The organism is Ewingella americana, from assembly GCF_006438725.1.
In the GTDB taxonomy this organism is placed as follows: Bacteria; Pseudomonadota; Gammaproteobacteria; order Enterobacterales; family Enterobacteriaceae; genus Ewingella; species Ewingella americana_A.
In genome coordinates, this window is the sequence record NZ_RCZD01000006.1 from 275,701 (window position 1) to 293,587 (window position 17,887).

Genomic DNA, 17,887 nt, shown 5'->3' on the forward strand with positions numbered 1-17,887 from the left:
ACATCTTCTTCAACATGGTAAACGTGATCCATTTCCAAAGTGTGATGGAGGAAAAGTCGCGGCAAGCGTTTGACCTGCCGCAGCTTTCGCCAGCGTTAAAACTTACTTAACGCGGGAAACGTATTCGCCAGAGCGGGTGTCACAACGGACAATTTCGCCAATCTGTACAAACAATGGAACCTTAACCACGGCGCCGGTGCTCAGGGTAGCAGGCTTTCCGCCGGTACCTGCGGTATCGCCTTTCAGACCTGGGTCTGTTTCGACCACTTCTGCTTCGATGAAGTTCGGTGGCTGAACAGCGATAGGACGACCATCCCACAGAGTGACGATACATTCCGCATTATCTTGCAGCCATTTTGACGCGTCAGATACGGTTTTTGCTTCAACCCCATGCTGCTCGAAAGTCTCTGGGTGCATGAAATGGTAGAACTCACCGTCGTTGTACAGGTAGGTCATGTTGGTATCTACAACATCGGCACCTTCGCAGGAGTCAGTAGATTTGAAGGTTTTTTCTACACGTGAACCGGTCAGCAGACGACGCATTTTCACACGTGCAAAAGCCTGACCTTTGCCTGGTTTTACGAACACACTGTCTTCGATAGCGTAAGGCTCGCTTTCGAACATGATTTTAAGACCCGGACGGAAATCGTTGCTAGAATAAGTCGCCATGATGGCCCTCTAATTTTAAACTGGTATTAGCCAAAAAATGGCAAACATTGTAACCCTAAATACGCCATTTAGAGAAGATTGGTTGTATCAACTCGGCGATGTTATTACAGACCCGGATGAACTGCTTACTCTTCTGGCACTTAACGATAATGCAGAGCTGCAAACAGGGCGTGACGCCCGTCGTTTGTTCCCCCTACGCGTTCCGCGCGCCTTTGTTGCGCGCATGCAACCAGGCAATCCACACGACCCTCTACTGTTGCAGGTCCTGACCGCGCGCGAGGAGTTTATCGCCGCGCCGGGCTTTACGACCGATCCACTGGATGAACAACGTAGCGTCGTTCCAGGACTGTTGCACAAGTATAATAATCGCGCCCTGCTGCTGGTCAAAGGTGGCTGTGCGGTGAACTGCCGCTACTGCTTCCGTCGTCATTTTCCTTATCAGGAAAACCAGGGAAATAAGGCCAACTGGGTTCAGGCGCTGGATTATATCCGCACACACCCTGAACTCGATGAAATTATTTTCTCAGGTGGTGATCCCCTGATGGCCAAAGATGGCGAACTTGATTGGTTGATCACAGAACTGGAAACTATTGCGCACATTCAACGTCTGCGGATCCATACCCGTTTGCCGGTGGTGATACCGTCGCGCATTACCACAGCGCTCTGCCAGCGTCTCAGCGAATCGCGTTTACAGGTGTTGATGGTGACGCACATCAATCATGCCAACGAGATTGACGCAGACCTGTGCGACAGCATGAGCCGCCTGAAGCGTGCCGGTGTGACGTTGCTCAACCAGAGCGTACTGCTGCGTGGGGTTAATGATTGCGCCGACACGTTAGCCCAATTGAGTAATGCGCTGTTTAATGCCGGGATCCTGCCGTATTACATCCACGTGCTGGATAAAGTGCAGGGGGCAGCCCATTTCATGGTCGATGACGATGAAGCGCGGGCGATCATGAAAAAGCTGATGAGCAAAGTCTCTGGCTACATGGTGCCGAAGCTGACGCGTGAAATCGGCGGGGAGCCAAGCAAGACAATTTTAGATTTGCGGCTTAAGCAGTCCTGAAGACGCTAAAAGTCAGGATCAAAAAGGGATGCCCGATGGCATCCCTTTTACTATTTCGCATCTTGCTCAGGAGAAAGTTTGCCCTGTTAAGGACATTTATAAACCTGGCCAACCATTTTGCTGTCTACCGGCACGAAGCTGGACAGTATATTCTGCGTTGGGCTGTTTGCGCCATAGATGGTATTACCACCCATTGAAGCTGCTTTGTTACGCAGGTCGTTTGCCGCACCGCGCATTGAACTGCCGTCACCACCACTGCCTGAGAACCAATTGCTTTGCGCGCCGGTGACATCACCAATGAGCTGGCATTCTTTGCCTGGTTTGGTATCGGTGAATTTCACCTGCTGGCCCGCTGCATCAAGTTGATGAGTGGTACTGCACCCGGCAAGCAGCATGGCAGCTGACAGGCCCAGTAACATTTTAATCCGCATCACTTTCCCCATTTGATATTGAAATCTCATAAAGCCTATCAGAGAACGCTCGGTTCTCTTAGGCATCCGTTGCCACGTTTACCTAGGGTTCAACGCGTTACCTGAGATAAACAGGCAATGGCGATAGGCTACAGTTTACACGTTAAACTCCAGAGACAATGAGAGTTATCTTACTGAACCGGACGAAAAAGGGTCAAATAAAAAAACCCGGCCATAAATGACCGGGTTTCTTCAACATACAAAAGGCTTACGCCCTTCATACATCCAGCGGATAAACGCCAGGGGGATGATTACATCATGCCGCCCATGCCGCCCATTCCACCCATGCCGCCAGCGCCCATGTCGCCTTTGTCATCTTTAGGCAGGTCAGTGATCATGCACTCGGTGGTGATCATCAGGCCAGCTACAGAAGACGCAAACTGCAGAGCAGAACGGGTCACTTTAGTTGGGTCAAGGATACCCATCGCGATCATGTCGCCGTACTGTTCGGTGTAAGCGTTGTAGCCGAAGCTGCCTTCGCCTGCTTTTACTTTGTTCGCGATAACAGAGGCTTCTTCACCGGCGTTAACCACGATCTGACGCAGTGGAGATTCCATCGCGCGCAGTGCAACGCGGATACCCACGTTCTGGTCTTCGTTGTCGCCTTTAAGGCCAGCCAGAGTGTGAGCAACGCGAATCAGCGCAACACCACCACCGGCAACCACGCCTTCTTCAACGGCAGCACGGGTTGCGTGCAGCGCATCTTCAACGCGGGCTTTCTTCTCTTTCATTTCAACTTCAGTTGCTGCGCCCACTTTCAGAACGGCTACGCCGCCTGCCAGTTTAGCCACACGCTCTTGCAGTTTTTCACGGTCGTAATCAGACGTCGCTTCTTCAATCTGCTGACGGATCTGAGAAACACGGCCCTGGATAGTCGCTTCTTCGCCGATACCATCAATAATAATGGTGGTGTCTTTGTTGATAACAACACGTTTAGCCTGACCCATATCTTCCAGGGTGGCTTTTTCCAGTTCCAGACCGATCTCTTCAGAGATAACAGTACCGCCAGTCAGGGTTGCGATGTCCTGCAACATAGCTTTACGACGGTCGCCGAAGCCAGGTGCTTTAACCGCAGCCACTTTCACGATGCCACGCATGGTGTTCACAACCAGCGTCGCCAGGGCTTCGCCTTCAACGTCTTCCGCAATGATCAGCAGTGGTTTGCCAGCTTTCGCAACGGCTTCCAGCACTGGCAGCATTTCGCGAATGTTAGAAATTTTCTTGTCAGCCAACAGGATGAACGGGCTTTCCAGCTCGATCGAACCGGTTTCTGGCTTGTTGATGAAGTATGGAGACAGGTAGCCACGGTCAAACTGCATACCTTCAACCACGTCCAGCTCATCTTGCAGGCCGGTGCCTTCTTCAACGGTGATAACGCCTTCTTTGCCGACTTTTTCCATCGCTTCTGCGATGAGTTTACCAACAGTTTCGTCGGAGTTAGCAGAGATGGTACCGACCTGTGCAATCGCTTTAGAATCAGAGCAAGGCACGGACAGTTTTTTCAGTTCTTCAACAGCGGCGATAACCGCTTTATCGATACCGCGTTTCAGGTCCATCGGGTTCATGCCAGCCGCAACAGCTTTCAGACCTTCAGTGATGATGGACTGAGCCAGCACAGTTGCGGTAGTCGTACCGTCGCCCGCTGCATCGTTAGCTTTAGACGCCACTTCTTTCACCATCTGTGCGCCCATGTTTTCGAACTTGTCTTCCAGTTCGATTTCACGTGCAACAGAGACACCATCTTTAGTGATGGTCGGTGCGCCGAATGATTTGTCCAGGACAACGTTACGGCCTTTTGGGCCCAGGGTAACTTTAACTGCATCAGCAAGGATGTTTACGCCACGCAACATTTTTACACGAGCGTCGTTGCCGAATTTTACGTCTTTAGCTGCCATTGTTATTTACCTTCAATTCGTTCAGTTCAGAAAAAGTGATCAGGAGCGGATTACGCTTCTACGATAGCCAGAATGTCGCTTTCGGACATGATCAACACTTCTTCATTGTCGATCTTCTCTGCTTTCACGCCGTAACCGTCGTTGAAAATAACGATGTCGCCAACTTTAACGTCCAGCGCTTTCACTTCACCATTTTCCAGGATGCGACCATGACCGACGGCCAGGATTTCACCGCGGGTAGATTTACCAGCAGCAGAGCCAGTCAGAACGATGCCGCCAGCGGATTTAGATTCTACTTCTTTACGCTTGACGATAACGCGGTCATGCAATGGACGAATTTTCATTGATAACTCTCCTGTGAGCGGGGTCCATAACTATTTTAGGGTTGAATGCCTGACAGTCATCTGCCCGGCCTCGTGGTTTGTTTAATGGGGGCGTTACGCCACCCTTCAAGGGGACAAAGCAAAAAAAATCGCTTTTTCTTTTCCATTTCAACGATTCGTAAAGAATCGATAGGAATCCCTTTTTCAACAATAATTTAACAATCAGTGGCGCGGATATTAACGGCCACGGCTGTCGATGTCGTCATCTTTTTCCGGTGATACCAAGCGTTCGGTATGTTCATCAGTGCGTTTGAACTCCCCGTCGAAAGTATTTCCGGTTGGCTGACTTTTGCCCCAGTTGCCGCCGGAGCGAACAATATTGAGATGCGGCATCAATTTTAGCGTCAGGGATTTCTGCACCGGTGGCAGTAAAAGCAACAGACCAAGGAAGTCGGTAAAGAATCCGGGGATCAGCAGCAAGAACCCTGCCATCACCAACGAAACACTTTTAACCATCTCAGCAGCCGGGCTTTCGCCTGCGGCCAGTTTCTGCTGCAACTGCATAAAGGTTTTCATGCCCTGATTTTTCACCAGCGACACACCAACGCAGGAGGTAAAGACCACCAGCAGCAACGTCATGGCTACGCCGATAAAGGCAGCCACTTTGATAAATAACGTTATTTCTATGTAAGCCAACAGAAATAACAATAATAACGGTAACCAGCGCACCGTATTCTCCTCGTGATGAAGTCCCGGTTTGCCTTGTGCGGCATCTTCCCAGGACCATAAAAGGGTGCCAGGGGATCTCAGCGATCACAACGCCCCAGGCTGTCTACAATGAAATGGTAGCGAAGAGCGCCGTTTTCAAGCGGTCCTCAACATTTAATTCACTGAGCGAATGATTTGTGAGAGTTCTCACAGATACAGAAATACATGCTCCGTAACAGTGCAAGAGAGTGATCTTAGTGCGTGCAATTCGCCAATAGCAGCATATGATCGCTTTCGTTGTAGCAACAACGGTTGATCGTTTTTAATTTCCCGCTGTTAGTAACATAATTATTAACATCGCATAACGCATTCAAGCACCAAAAAGAAGGTTCTCATGTCAAATACGATTCGTATCGAGGAAGATCTGCTGGGTACTCGCGAAGTGCCGGCCGAGGCTTATTATGGAATTCACACCCTGCGGGCGATTGAAAACTTCTATATCAGCAACACTAAAATCAGCGATGTACCGGAGTTTGTCCGGGGCATGGTGATGGTCAAGAAAGCAGCCGCATTAGCCAATAAAGAGCTGCGTACAATCCCACGCCATATCGCTGATATCATTGTTCAGGCCTGTGATGAAGTCCTCGATAAAGGCAAATGCATGGACCAGTTCCCGATTGACGTCTTCCAGGGCGGCGCAGGGACCTCGGTTAACATGAACACCAATGAGGTTCTGGCAAACATTGGCCTCGAGCTGATGGGACACCAGAAAGGTGATTACCAGTATCTGAACCCGAACGACCATCTGAATAAATGCCAGTCCACCAATGATGCCTACCCAAGCGGTTTTCGCATTGCGGTTTACGCCTCATTACTGAAACTCATCGATGCAATTGCCCAGTTGGGTGATGGTTTTGAGAATAAAGCCAAAGAGTTCGAAAATATCATTAAAATGGGCCGCACCCAGTTGCAAGATGCTGTGCCGATGACCCTCGGTCAGGAGTTCCACGCATTTAATGTGTTGTTGAAAGAAGAAACCCGTAACTTGCTGCGTACCGGCGAACTGCTGCTGGAAGTAAACCTTGGAGCAACCGCCATCGGTACTCGCCTGAATACGCCGGAAGGCTATCAGCAACTGGCGGTAGAAAAACTGGCGGAAGTCAGCAATCTCCCTTGTGTACCAGCAGAAGATTTGATCGAAGCAACCTCGGACTGTGGCGCCTACGTGATGGTCCACAGCTCGCTGAAACGGCTTGCAGTTAAGTTATCTAAAATCTGTAATGACTTACGCCTGCTCTCTTCTGGCCCGCGTGCGGGCCTTAACGAGATTAACTTGCCAGAACTTCAGGCCGGTTCATCTATCATGCCAGCCAAAGTTAATCCGGTGATCCCTGAAGTGGTGAACCAGGTGTGCTTTAAAGTCATCGGGAACGACATCTGTGTCACCATGGCGGCCGAAGCAGGGCAGTTACAGCTCAACGTGATGGAACCGGTGATTGGCCAGGCGATGTTTGAGTCCATTCATATCCTGACTAATGCCTGCTACAATTTGCTGGAAAAATGCATTAACGGCATTACAGCGAATAAAGAAGTCTGCGAATTCTACGTTTTCAACTCCATCGGTATTGTGACTTATCTCAACCCGTTTATCGGCCACCATAATGGCGATATCGTTGGTAAAATTTGTGCAGAAACCGGTAAGAGTGTGCGTGAAGTGGTACTGGAACGCGGTCTGCTCACCGAAGCTGAGCTGGATGACATCTTCTCGATCGAGAACCTGATGCACCCTGCTTACAAGGCAAAACGGTATACGGACGAAAATGAACAATAACAGGATTCACTTGTAGCCTCCGAAGGCTCGTTGTTCTCACGAACAATGAGCCTTTTTATTTTGTACATAACAACAATTACACAACATTTCATTTTCATTTTGTTTCTTTCAGGAGTACCGGAACAATGGACGGCCAATCATGTTAATCATCGAACTCATTATTGTACTGGCAGCGATTTTTCTTGGCGCACGTCTGGGCGGGATTGGGATCGGCTTTGCCGGCGGGCTTGGGGTGCTGGCACTGGCGCTTTGCGGCGTAAAGCCGGGCACCATTCCTTTTGACGTCATTTCAATCATCATGGCGGTGATCGCTGCGATATCCACTATGCAGGTGGCCGGTGGTATGGATTATCTGGTCCAGCAAACCGAAAAACTGCTGCGCAAAAATCCTAAACACATCACGCTGCTTGCGCCGATCGTGACCTATTTCCTGACCATCATGGCGGGTACCGGTAATATCTCGCTGTCTGCATTACCGGTGATTGCTGAAGTAGCAAAAGAACAAGGCATCAAGCCTTGTCGGCCGCTTTCTACTGCCGTCGTGGCGGCGCAAATTGCCATCACCGCCTCACCTATTTCTGCAGCGGTCGTCTACATGTCATCCGTGATGGAAGGACACGGCGTCAGCTACCTGCATCTGCTGATGGTGATGATCCCTTCCACGCTGGCGGCAGTGATCGTGATGTCCCTGATCGTTACCTGGTGCTTCAGCTCCAAATTGTCAGACGACCCGGTCTACCTGAAGCGTTATGAGGAAGGTCTGGTAGAATTACGTGGTGATAAAATCGTCGAGATTAAAACCAGTGCAAAACTCTCTGTGCTGCTGTTCCTGCTCGGCGTATTTACTGTCGTAGGTTATGCCGTGGTCAATAGCCCAAGCCTTGGCTGGGTGGAAACACCGATCATGAATACCACCAACGCCATTTTGATCATCATGCTGAGCGTAGCGACGCTGACTACCCTTTTGTGTCATATCAAGACGGATGCCATCCTCTCTTCCGGGACATTTAAAGCCGGGATGAGTGCCTGTATCTGTATTCTGGGCGTCGCCTGGCTTGGCGATACCTTTGTGCAGGCAAATTTAGGCTGGATAAAAGAGACGGCGGGAGGGCTGATTCAGGCGCATCCGTGGTTGCTGGCATTAATTTTCTTCTTCTGCTCTGCGCTGTTGTATTCACAGGCAGCGACAGCCAAAGCTCTCATGCCGCTGGCACTGGCGTTGAACGTTACGCCACTGACCGCCGTTGCTTCTTTTGCTGCAGTATCGGGCCTGTTTATTTTGCCGACCTACCCGACGCTGGTCGCGGCAGTACAAATGGACGACACCGGTACCACGCGCATTGGTCGCTTCGTCTTTAACCATCCATTCTTTATTCCGGGCACTCTCGGCGTATTCCTGTCAGTACTGTTTGGTTTTGGTCTGGGCAGTCTCATTCTTTAACGCTTTTCTACAGGGGCTTTGGCCCCTGAATTTGTGCACTTCTCCCCTCCTCTGACAAACCCTGACACTCCGGGGCTTTCTGCTCACCGAATAGACAGGGTATAATCACATTCTGTTAACGTGCTTTGGCATGATGCCATCTGCCGCCTCTTTCGATTCACCCAGTGGCCTGTATGTTCGCCACGATAAAGAGAATAATGACCCGCATGGATCTCCGTATTTCCCGTCTTCTATTACTGTTTTTCAGTCTATTTTTCCTGCCGCTTCACGCGCAGGCGTCCCTGTTTGACAAACCTGCCAATCCGCAATTTGTGCCGGTTGATCAGGCTTTTGACTTTGATTTCCAACAGCAGGGCCCGAATCTCAAGCTGAACTGGAAAATCCGGGAAGGTTATTATCTTTATCGCGACAAAATTGAATTAACGGGCAACGGTGCACAGCTGGCGGCGTTCATATTGCCGAAAGGCATGGAGCATCATGACGAGTTTTTCGGCGCTACCGACGTCTACGAGAAACAACTCAGCCTGAGTGTTCCGCTGCGTCAGGCTGACGCCCACGCGACGCTCAAAGTGACGTATCAGGGGTGTGCCGTGGCCGGATTCTGTTATCCGCCAGAAACGCGCGAAATCCCGCTGAACGAAGTGACTGAACTCAAGGCTACCACCCCGCCCGCCACTGCCGTAGCGCAACCCGCAGCCCGTCCCGACGTCGTGCCAGCCCCTCAGTCTGCACCGCTGCCTTTCTCGCCGCTATGGGCACTGCTTATCGGCATCGGGATTGCTTTCACCCCCTGCGTGCTGCCCATGTACCCGTTGATTTCCGGCATTATTCTTGGGCGACAGCGGCCACACAGCATGAAGCGAATTTTCCTGTTGGCTATGCTGTACGTACAGGGAATGGCGTTGACTTACACCGTTCTCGGCGTAGTCGTGGCAGCGGCTGGGCTGCAATTCCAGGCCGCTCTGCAAAGTCCGTGGGTGCTGGTCACACTCTCGGTCGCTTTCGTCGTGCTGGCGCTGTCGATGTTCGGCATGTTCAACCTGCAATTACCTTCGTCAGTACAAACCCGCCTGACGCTATGGAGTAACGACCAGCAAGGCGGTTCGCTGGCGGGCGTGTTCGTTATGGGGGCACTGGCCGGGCTCATTTGTTCGCCCTGCACCACTGCGCCGCTGAGCGCTATTTTGCTTTACATCGCACAGAGCGGAAATCTGTGGGCCGGTGCCGGAACGCTCTATCTTTATGCATTGGGCATGGGTATTCCGCTGATTATCGTGACACTGTTTGGCAACCGCTTGCTGCCGCGCAGCGGGCCATGGATGCAATATGTCAAAGAAGGGTTCGGCTTTGTTATTCTGGCATTGCCGGTATTCTTACTTGAGCGAATTATTGGTGATGTGTGGGGGTTACGGTTGTGGAGCGCGCTGGGTATCGCCTTCTTTGGCTGGGCGCTATTACTCAGCTTGAAAAGCCAGCGCGGCGTAGTGCGCGTGCTGCAGTTGCTGTTCCTCGCTGCGGCGCTGATTGTCAGCCGACCGTTGCAGGACTGGGCATTTGCTTCTACTAATGGTACAGCGACGACGGCACAGCACGCACTCAAGTTTCAGCCCATCAATAATGTTGATGAGCTGAATGCCGCACTCGAGGCCGCCCGAGGAAAACGCGTGATGCTTGATCTCTACGCTGACTGGTGTGTCGCCTGCAAAGAGTTCGAAAAATACACCTTCACTGCACCACAGGTGCAGAATGAACTGCGTGACACCATACTGCTGCAGGCGGATGTGACTCAAAATAACCCGCAACAGGTGGTGCTGCTTAAACATCTCAAGGTATTGGGCCTGCCCACCCTCTTATTTTTTGGTGCGGACGGAAAAGAGTTGCCACAGTCGCGGGTAACCGGTTTTATGGATGCAGCCAAATTCACTGGGCATTTGCAGAAAACCCAGCCTTAAACGACACTATTTTCTGAAGTACGCGAATTGTGAGGAGGCAAACGTGCTACGTGAACAGGTCCTTGACCAGACACTTAATCTTTTGGAACAGCGCGGTTTGGCCACACTGTCACTGGAGTCTATCGCTGAACTGGTGAGCATTCCGCTCAGTGATTTACGCCGTTTCTGGCCCGATGCCGAGGCGCTGCTGTATGACAGCCTGCGCCATCACGGCGAACAAATTGATATCTGGCGCCGCCAGTTATTGTTAGATGACACTCTGACACCCCCGCAAAAGTTGCTGGCCCGTTACAAGGTGCTGGATGAGCAAGTCCGCCTGAACCGCTACCCAGGCTGTCTGTTTATTGCGGCGTGCAGTTTCTACCCGGACAGTGAAGCCCCCATTCATCAGTTGGCTGAGAAGCAGAAACAGGCCTCTTACCAATACACGCTGGCGTTATTGCAGGAGATGGGCTCAGACGATGCACAGATGGTCGCTGAGCAGATGGAGCTGATCCTCGAAGGCTGTTTGAGTAAATTACTGGTGAAACGCCAACTGCACGATGTCGCGGTTGCCAGACGGCTGGCCGAAGATGTGCTGAATGTGGCCCGCTGCCGTGAACATGGCGCGTTGGCGTAATAAGCCGGTAAAAACAGTCCATTTGTGACTTTTTTGCCTGAAAAGCCAGCAAACGAACCGTTTTTATGGTGTTTCTCGCATAAAGCCGTTGACGCCATACGGCCAATACGGTTTAATGCGCCCCGTTGCCCGGATAGCTCAGTCGGTAGAGCAAGGGATTGAAAATCCCTGTGTCCTTGGTTCGATTCCGAGTCCGGGCACCAACATTCCAAACCCTCGCTTATGCGGGGGTTTTTGCTTTCTGGCTCAGCACTTGTTGGTTTATTAGTAGTTACCGCCATGATTTCACCGCCCACCCCGCTTCCCGGTGGTACAAATATGGGCCTTATGAAAAAGCCCACTAAAGACCGATTCGGCGCTTATTATCTCCGCAAGGCTGTCCCTGAAAATCCAAAGACGGAATTGGCGAGAGGCCTGAAGCAAAGCAATCTGTTACTCAAGATGATATCGAGTTAATTGTCTCAGCGTGGACAACAAAACCCTCAAGCAACCCGAATTTATTCAAGCACAAAATACCTCTGACCGGTTCCCCAAAACTAATACGCCGCTATTATAGTCATGTCTCATCAACATTATGAGGACATTACCCATGCAGAAGCGTCTCTCCGCCGAACAGATCACCAGCATTCTCCGTAAAGCCAAAGTTGGCATTTCTGCCAAAGAACTCTGCCGTAAGTACGCCATTTCCGATGCTATTTTTTATACCTGACGTAAAAAACATACCGGTATCCAACAGTAGTGCGAACAGACCAGGGTCCTGAGTTTCCCCGCCCGGCTCTGGACCTGTAGGCATTTGAACATGAGGTAGAACTGAAGCGTATTCAGCCGGGTAAACCAACACAGAATGGATTTATTGAGAGCTTCAGTGGCCGTTTTCAGGATAAGTGCCTGAACGACATGGGTTCAGCGACATAGCCCCTGCGAGAAATGCTATTTGTGAATGGCGGAAGGGTTATCACGGTTATAGACCACATTCGACGCTGAACTATCTGACTCCACGGAAGTTTGCAGCAAGCTGGCGTATGGGAATTTTGACAGTGACAAAAATGACATAACTCAGTGAGTCCTGTTTTTAATTTAGGGGACAGGTCAAACCTATGAGTGAATTAATTGACATCTAATTTCATTATTCACCCAGTAGATTCTATATAGCTCATCAATGAATTAAGTTTTGGTTAACAAAATGTCTACTTTTTCGTTATTTGTAAGTCACATCACTACTTTACGTCGCTGGTAATAATATCGTTATGAAATATTCATGCAGTTGATAATAACGTTCGTACGGACCCTTTAACTGCGCCTCAGGTCACGGCAAATAATGTCATCTTGCTGAATTTACTCTGTTTGCGTGATCTGCCCCCCAAAAGCCAAACAAAGCCTCAAGGCAAACTACAATTAACTTTTGATTGACATATCATTAACAAATCAAAGGAGAAAAACCATGAGCCACATTTATAAGCACTCTATTCCTGCTTCTATTGCAGAGCATACCCTGATCACACCTGAGAAATATCAACAGTACTATCAACAGTCTGTGGAAAGTCCCGACCAGTTTTGGGCCGAACAAGCCAAAATCCTGGACTGGATAAAACCGTTTACAAAAGTGAAAAATACGTCATTTGCACCGGGCAATATTGATATTCGTTGGTTTGAAGATGGCACGCTTAATCTGGCTGCCAATTGCCTGGATCGCCATCTTGAAAAAAATGGTGACCGCACAGCGCTCATATGGGAAGGGGATGATCCCAAGGCAGAAAGTAAAAAAGTCACCTACAAACAACTGCATCACGATGTTTGCAAATTTTCCAACGTCCTTAAAGGGCTTGGCATCAAGAAAGGCGACGTCGTGGCTATCTATATGCCGATGGTGCCCGAAGCTGCCGTAGCTATGTTGGCCTGCGCACGCATTGGCGCCGTGCATTCGGTGATTTTTGCTGGTTTCTCGCCAGAAGCAGTGGCCGGACGCATCGTCGATTCCAGCTCAAAACTTGTCATCACCGCTGATGAAGGCTTACGTGCGGGACGCACAATTCCGCTCAAACAGAACGTGGATGATGCGCTGAAAAACCCTGCGGTCACCAGTGTAACCAACGTTGTGGTGTTTAAACGTACCGGCAAGCAAGGTGAGTGGCACGAAGGGCGCGATATATGGTGGCATGACGCCGTGAAAGAAGTATCGGCTGATTGCCCGCCAGAAGAAATGAATGCCGAAGATCCGCTGTTCATCCTCTATACCTCCGGTTCGACCGGTAAACCCAAAGGGGTACTGCACACCACAGGTGGCTATCTGGTTTATGCCGCACTGACCTTCAAATACACCTTTGATTATCATGAAGGCGACATCTATTGGTGTACTGCCGACGTCGGCTGGGTGACGGGTCACAGCTATCTGCTTTATGGGCCGCTGGCCTGTGGTGCCATTTCACTGATGTTTGAAGGTGTGCCAAATTACCCTGCCCCGAACCGTATGGCGCAGGTTATCGACAAACATAAAGTGAACATTTTATATACCGCGCCTACGGCAATCCGGGCCCTGATGGCAGAAGGTGATAAAGCCATTGAAGGTACAAGCCGTGAGTCACTGCGCATTATGGGTTCTGTTGGGGAACCGATTAATCCAGAAGCCTGGGAGTGGTATTACAAAAAAATCGGCAACAGTAAATGTCCGATCGTCGATACCTGGTGGCAGACTGAAACCGGTGGATTCATGATAACACCGCTGCCAGGGGCTACCGAGTTGAAAGCCGGTTCCGCAACCCGCCCATTCTTCGGTGTACAACCGGCGTTAGTCGATAACGAAGGTGTACCTCAGGAAGGCGCATGCGAAGGTAATCTGGTCATCACTGATTCATGGCCGGGCCAGGCCCGGACACTGTTTGGTGACCATGACCGCTTCGAGCAAACCTATTTCTCCACCTTCAAAAATATGTATTTTAGCGGTGATGGCGCACGCAGAGATGAAGACGGTTATTACTGGATAACGGGCCGTGTGGATGACGTTCTGAATATTTCAGGCCACCGTCTGGGCACTGCTGAGATCGAATCCGCATTAGTGTCACATCCAAAAATCGCCGAAGCAGCGGTCGTGGGGATCCCTCACAGCATCAAAGGCCAGGCGATTTATGCCTACATCACCCTCAATCACGGCGAAGAACCCTCAGCGGAGCTTTATGCAGAAGTGCGTAACTGGGTCCGCAAGGAGATCGGGTCGATTGCCACACCTGACATTCTGCACTGGACCGATTCATTACCGAAAACTCGCTCGGGGAAAATTATGCGCCGCATACTGCGCAAAATTGCCGCCGGTGATACTAGCAATTTGGGAGATACCTCGACACTCGCCGATCCGAGCGTCGTCGAAAAACTGTTGGAAGAAAAACAATCAATGAACGTGCCGTCCTAATTTTCACCGCTCTGGCGCGGTGAACTCTATCAATGCCTCACAGGAGCCACTGAGATGAATGATCTCATTTATCAAAGAGTTGTAAATAATCCGCGTTTCAGAGAGTTAGTCGAAAAACGTAGCCGCTTCGCGTGGCTACTTTCCGCTATCACTCTGGTGATGTACGTCGCCTTTATTTTCCTGATTGCTTTTGAACCTCAATGGCTGGGTACGCCACTGTACGAAGGTGCAACCATTACGCGTGGTATTCCTGTTGGTGTAGGGCTGATTGTCATTTCTTTTGTGCTGACAGGCATTTATGTCTTTCGTGCCAATGGGGAGTTTGACCGCCTGACTGCCGATATCATCCGTGAGGTGAACCTATGAACGCCCGTCGTTCAGGGTTGATCGCGCTCTCGAGTTTGCTGATTATCCCATTAAGCACACTGGCGGCGGAAGGCATCGCCGGTGAAGTGAAAAAGCAGCCGCTGAATATTGAAGCGATTGTGATGTTCGTTTTATTTGTTGGCGCAACATTGTACATCACCTACTGGGCTTCAAAACGCACACGCTCACGTCAGGATTATTACACCGCAGGCGGACGGATCACCGGTTTGCAAAACGGCATGGCCATTGCGGGTGACTTCATGTCTGCCGCCTCCTTTCTGGGGATCTCGGCGTTGGTGTATACCTCGGGTTATGACGGTCTGATTTACTCAATTGGATTTTTAATTGGCTGGCCGATCATTTTGTTTTTGATCGCTGAAAGATTACGCAATTTGGGTAAATATACGTTCGCTGATGTGGCGTCCTACCGCTTAAAACAGAAGCCAATAAGAACGCTTTCAGCTTGTGGCTCACTGGTAGTGGTGGCGTTGTATCTGATTGCGCAGATGGTAGGTGCGGGGAAATTGATTCAGCTGCTATTTGGCCTGAATTATCACGTTGCGGTAGTGCTCGTTGGTATCCTGATGGTGCTCTACGTCTTGTTTGGCGGCATGCTGGCAACGACCTGGGTGCAAATCATCAAAGCCGTGTTGCTGCTGGCCGGTGCAACTTTTATGGCCGTGATGGTCATGAAGTCGGTCAACTTCAACTTCAATACTCTCTTCCAGCAGGCGGTCGCAATTCACCCGAAAGGTATTTCCATTATGAGCCCAGGAGGACTGGTAACTGACCCGATATCCGCCCTCTCTCTCGGGCTGGCACTGATGTTTGGTACAGCCGGTTTGCCTCATATCCTGATGCGATTTTTTACTGTAAACGATGCCAAGGAAGCGCGTAAAAGCGTCTTTTATGCGACGGGTTTTATAGGCTACTTCTATATTCTGACCTTTATCATCGGTTTCGGTGCCATCGTATTGGTAAGCTCGAATCCTGCGTTTAAAGATGCCAGCGGTGCATTGCTCGGCGGTAACAATATGTCGGCAGTCCATCTTGCGGATGCGGTTGGAGGCAGCTTCTTCCTCGGCTTCATTTCCGCCGTGGCATTCGCTACAATCCTGGCCGTGGTAGCAGGGCTGACATTAGCCGGGGCTTCAGCGGTATCCCATGACCTGTATGCCAGCGTGATTAAAGATGGTAAAGCGACGGAAAAAGATGAGCTGCGGGTGTCAAAAATTACCGTGGTACTTCTGGGGATCATCGCGATCCTGCTAGGTATTTTGTTCGAGAAGCAAAATATCGCTTTCATGGTTGGTCTGGCATTCTCTATCGCTGCCAGCTGTAACTTCCCCATTATCCTGCTGTCGATGTACTGGGGTAAACTCACGACCCGCGGGGCTATGGTGGGTGGCTGGTTAGGCTTATTGACGGCGATTATCCTGATGGTTCTCGGTCCGACCATTTGGGTGCAAATTCTGGGACATGCCAAACCTATTTTCCCTTATGAGTATCCTGCACTATTCTCGATGATCGTTGCATTTGTCGGTATCTGGTTTTTTTCAATCACCGATCACTCTCGTGAGGGCCAACTTGAAAGAGAGCGCTTCCATCCACAATTTGTGCGTTCTCAGACTGGCATCGGTATATCCCAAAGCTCTAATCATTGACTAAGTAATACAGCCAGAGCCTAAGTGGGCTCTGGCTTTTCTGCTTAAACGCTGCCTATTTTATTAGCCAGACAATTCTGTATTACTCCCTTATCCATTGCTCATTAACGCAGAGTAGTTAATGCTGTTAAGTCGATATTTAAGACAAGGAGGCAAATATGTTCATGACCGAGGCCTGGATTTGGCAAGAGCAGTCAGAACCTGACGCGCTGGTATTTAAAGAGACCGCGCTTCCTGCGCTTAAAGCCGATCATGTGTTAATTAAAAATAAAGCCGTGGGTTTGAATCCTGTGGACTGGAAGATTTTGGCGAGTGCGCCTGAGACATGGCAAAGCGGGCATATTCCTGGCGTGGATGGAATGGGGGAAATCATTGCTCTAGGATCAGGTGTACAGCATCTGCGAATAGGCACCCGGGTGGCTTACCATACGGACTTACGGTTTGCAGGTAGCTTTGCGCGCCACACCGTAGTCGCTGCTCACGCGCTGATCCCTATCCCTGAGGCATTAACAGATATCGTGGCGGCCGCCTTTCCTTGCCCAGCAATGACCGCATGGCAAGCAATGAAGCGCGTCCCTGAACTGGCTGGCAGTTCGGTACTCGTTAATGGTGCTGGTGGAGCCGTTGGGGGAATACTGACGCAACTGCTCACGCAGGCCAATGCCCGCGTATATGCCACGGCAAGTGAACGTCATCACACACTTCTCCAACAAAAAGGGGCAATAGTTACGTTTGACTACCACCAGTCAGACTGGCAGGAACAGCTGCAGTCGGCGCTAAAGGGCCAGTTTCTGCATGCTGCTTTCGATATGGTGAACCAACAAAGTGCGGAATCACTCGGCCATTTACTCGGATATTATGGGCACCTTGTCTCGGTGCAGGATCGGGTGGAAAAGTCTCCGGTGCCACCCTTCAGCACCAGTATTTCACTCCATGAGATCGCGCTTGCGGCTATTCATTCACATGGTTCACCAGCGCAGTGGCTGAGGTTGGTTGCAGCGGCCGGAGATATGCTCAAACAAATATCACGCGGTGAGTTACGTATGCCCACGATTAAAACCGTTGCCTTTGCCTCATTGCCTGAAGCTTTAAATGCCATGAAACTGAACAACGACGGCGTCAAATATGTTGCTGAACTGTAAAATATCCACGTTATAAAGTGTAAAAAGGCCATCAACTGGATTAATGCCGTTCACTTAAGCCTCACGTGACTTAAAACTGAACGGATATTTAGGTGGTATGTAAAGCACTGTACGATCGTATCGTCGGTGCTTTCTTTTTTCCGGAAGGATAAACGCTTTTACATTTTCCCTCATTCCTTTCAGATGCTTAGGGATGTTTCCCGCAGCACCTTTACCGCTCACTCTGACCTGCGATACCAGGATATTTAATGCCGCAACAAAGCTAATTCGCGTCGGTATGACTCCAGCCTCCCCTGCTATATCAACCATTTCCTTTCTCAGCAGATTATAGGAGACCA

The 17,887-nt window shown here is 50.2% G+C and carries 14 protein-coding genes, 1 tRNA gene and 2 pseudogenes; 11 read left to right on the forward strand and 6 right to left on the reverse strand.

The window, feature by feature from the left end; translation table 11 throughout:
* Positions 1–102: 102 nt before the first annotated feature.
* Complete coding sequence (gene efp / locus EAH77_RS13585) at positions 103–669, reverse strand: elongation factor P (RefSeq protein WP_140473341.1); 567 nt, start codon at positions 667–669, stop codon at positions 103–105.
* A 37-nt stretch (positions 670–706) separates the two neighbouring features.
* On the opposite strand from efp, the gene epmB reads away from it, so the two are divergent.
* A complete protein-coding gene (gene epmB / locus EAH77_RS13590) occupies positions 707–1,735 on the forward strand; it encodes an EF-P beta-lysylation protein EpmB (RefSeq protein WP_140473342.1) in 1,029 nt (342 codons plus the stop codon).
* Positions 1,736–1,821: 86 nt separating this feature from the next.
* Here epmB and EAH77_RS13595 read toward each other — a convergent pair whose 3' ends face one another.
* From EAH77_RS13595 to EAH77_RS13610, 4 genes are all read right to left on the reverse strand, one after another.
* Positions 1,822–2,166 carry a DUF4156 domain-containing protein gene (locus EAH77_RS13595; RefSeq protein WP_140473343.1) on the reverse strand — a complete coding sequence of 115 codons (345 nt, stop codon included), beginning with the start codon at positions 2,164–2,166 and terminating at the stop codon, positions 1,822–1,824.
* Positions 2,167–2,456: 290 nt separating this feature from the next.
* On the reverse strand, positions 2,457–4,100 hold the full coding sequence (gene groL / locus EAH77_RS13600) for a chaperonin GroEL (RefSeq protein WP_140473344.1): 1,644 nt from the start codon (positions 4,098–4,100) through the stop codon (positions 2,457–2,459).
* Between the two features lie 50 nt (positions 4,101–4,150).
* Entirely contained in the window at positions 4,151–4,444 is a 294-nt protein-coding gene (locus tag EAH77_RS13605) for a co-chaperone GroES (protein WP_009636718.1), read from the reverse strand.
* A 216-nt stretch (positions 4,445–4,660) separates the two neighbouring features.
* The gene (locus EAH77_RS13610; protein WP_140473345.1) at positions 4,661–5,152 is read right to left on the reverse strand and encodes an FxsA family protein; all 492 of its coding nucleotides are present in this window, start codon (positions 5,150–5,152) and stop codon (positions 4,661–4,663) included.
* A gap of 373 nt (positions 5,153–5,525) precedes the next feature.
* Here EAH77_RS13610 and aspA point away from each other — a divergent pair, with 373 nt between their 5' ends.
* The 10 genes and pseudogenes from aspA (at position 5,526) to EAH77_RS13665 (ending at position 17,549) form a co-directional block, all read left to right on the forward strand.
* On the forward strand, positions 5,526–6,962 hold the full coding sequence (gene aspA, locus EAH77_RS13615; protein WP_140473346.1) for an aspartate ammonia-lyase: 1,437 nt from the start codon (positions 5,526–5,528) through the stop codon (positions 6,960–6,962).
* 139 nt (positions 6,963–7,101) lie between these two features.
* Positions 7,102–8,403, forward strand: a complete 1,302-nt coding sequence (locus EAH77_RS13620) for an anaerobic C4-dicarboxylate transporter (RefSeq protein WP_140473347.1) — start codon at positions 7,102–7,104, stop codon at positions 8,401–8,403.
* 206 nt (positions 8,404–8,609) lie between these two features.
* Complete coding sequence (locus EAH77_RS13625; RefSeq protein ID WP_140473348.1) at positions 8,610–10,355, forward strand: protein-disulfide reductase DsbD; 1,746 nt, start codon at positions 8,610–8,612, stop codon at positions 10,353–10,355.
* A gap of 43 nt (positions 10,356–10,398) precedes the next feature.
* Entirely contained in the window at positions 10,399–10,974 is a 576-nt protein-coding gene (gene dicD, locus EAH77_RS13630) for a division control transcriptional repressor DicD (RefSeq protein WP_140473349.1), read from the forward strand.
* A 127-nt stretch (positions 10,975–11,101) separates the two neighbouring features.
* Positions 11,102–11,177 (forward strand) — tRNA-Phe (locus tag EAH77_RS13635).
* Positions 11,178–11,700: 523 nt separating this feature from the next.
* Positions 11,701–12,037, forward strand: a pseudogene (locus tag EAH77_RS25540) (integrase core domain-containing protein); the annotation flags it as partial.
* A 378-nt stretch (positions 12,038–12,415) separates the two neighbouring features.
* On the forward strand, positions 12,416–14,377 hold the full coding sequence (gene acs, locus EAH77_RS13650; protein ID WP_140473351.1) for an acetate--CoA ligase: 1,962 nt from the start codon (positions 12,416–12,418) through the stop codon (positions 14,375–14,377).
* 54 nt (positions 14,378–14,431) lie between these two features.
* Positions 14,432–14,743 (forward strand): DUF485 domain-containing protein, encoded by a 312-nt coding sequence (locus tag EAH77_RS13655; protein WP_140473352.1) that lies wholly within the window; start codon positions 14,432–14,434, stop codon positions 14,741–14,743.
* Complete coding sequence (gene actP / locus EAH77_RS13660) at positions 14,740–16,407, forward strand: cation/acetate symporter ActP (RefSeq protein WP_140473353.1); 1,668 nt, start codon at positions 14,740–14,742, stop codon at positions 16,405–16,407. Before EAH77_RS13655 ends, actP begins: the two co-directional genes overlap by 4 nt.
* A gap of 158 nt (positions 16,408–16,565) precedes the next feature.
* Positions 16,566–17,549: an alcohol dehydrogenase catalytic domain-containing protein gene (locus tag EAH77_RS13665; RefSeq protein ID WP_140473354.1), complete on the forward strand. Its 984-nt coding sequence runs from the start codon at positions 16,566–16,568 to the stop codon at positions 17,547–17,549.
* A 54-nt stretch (positions 17,550–17,603) separates the two neighbouring features.
* Here the strand turns inward: EAH77_RS13665 and EAH77_RS13670 are convergent.
* Positions 17,604–17,887 (reverse strand): annotated as a pseudogene (locus tag EAH77_RS13670) (IS4 family transposase); the annotation flags it as partial.

Coding starts and splice junctions, on each gene's coding strand:
- efp (WP_140473341.1), bottom strand. CDS start 669: ATGGCGACTTATTCTAGCAACGATTTCCGTCCGGGTCTTAAAATCATG.
- epmB (WP_140473342.1), top strand. CDS start 707: ATGGCAAACATTGTAACCCTAAATACGCCATTTAGAGAAGATTGGTTG.
- EAH77_RS13595 (WP_140473343.1), bottom strand. CDS start 2,166: ATGCGGATTAAAATGTTACTGGGCCTGTCAGCTGCCATGCTGCTTGCC.
- groL (WP_140473344.1), bottom strand. CDS start 4,100: ATGGCAGCTAAAGACGTAAAATTCGGCAACGACGCTCGTGTAAAAATG.
- EAH77_RS13605 (WP_009636718.1), bottom strand. CDS start 4,444: ATGAAAATTCGTCCATTGCATGACCGCGTTATCGTCAAGCGTAAAGAA.
- aspA (WP_140473346.1), top strand. CDS start 5,526: ATGTCAAATACGATTCGTATCGAGGAAGATCTGCTGGGTACTCGCGAA.
- EAH77_RS13620 (WP_140473347.1), top strand. CDS start 7,102: ATGTTAATCATCGAACTCATTATTGTACTGGCAGCGATTTTTCTTGGC.
- EAH77_RS13625 (WP_140473348.1), top strand. CDS start 8,610: ATGGATCTCCGTATTTCCCGTCTTCTATTACTGTTTTTCAGTCTATTT.
- acs (WP_140473351.1), top strand. CDS start 12,416: ATGAGCCACATTTATAAGCACTCTATTCCTGCTTCTATTGCAGAGCAT.
- EAH77_RS13655 (WP_140473352.1), top strand. CDS start 14,432: ATGAATGATCTCATTTATCAAAGAGTTGTAAATAATCCGCGTTTCAGA.
- actP (WP_140473353.1), top strand. CDS start 14,740: ATGAACGCCCGTCGTTCAGGGTTGATCGCGCTCTCGAGTTTGCTGATT.
- EAH77_RS13665 (WP_140473354.1), top strand. CDS start 16,566: ATGTTCATGACCGAGGCCTGGATTTGGCAAGAGCAGTCAGAACCTGAC.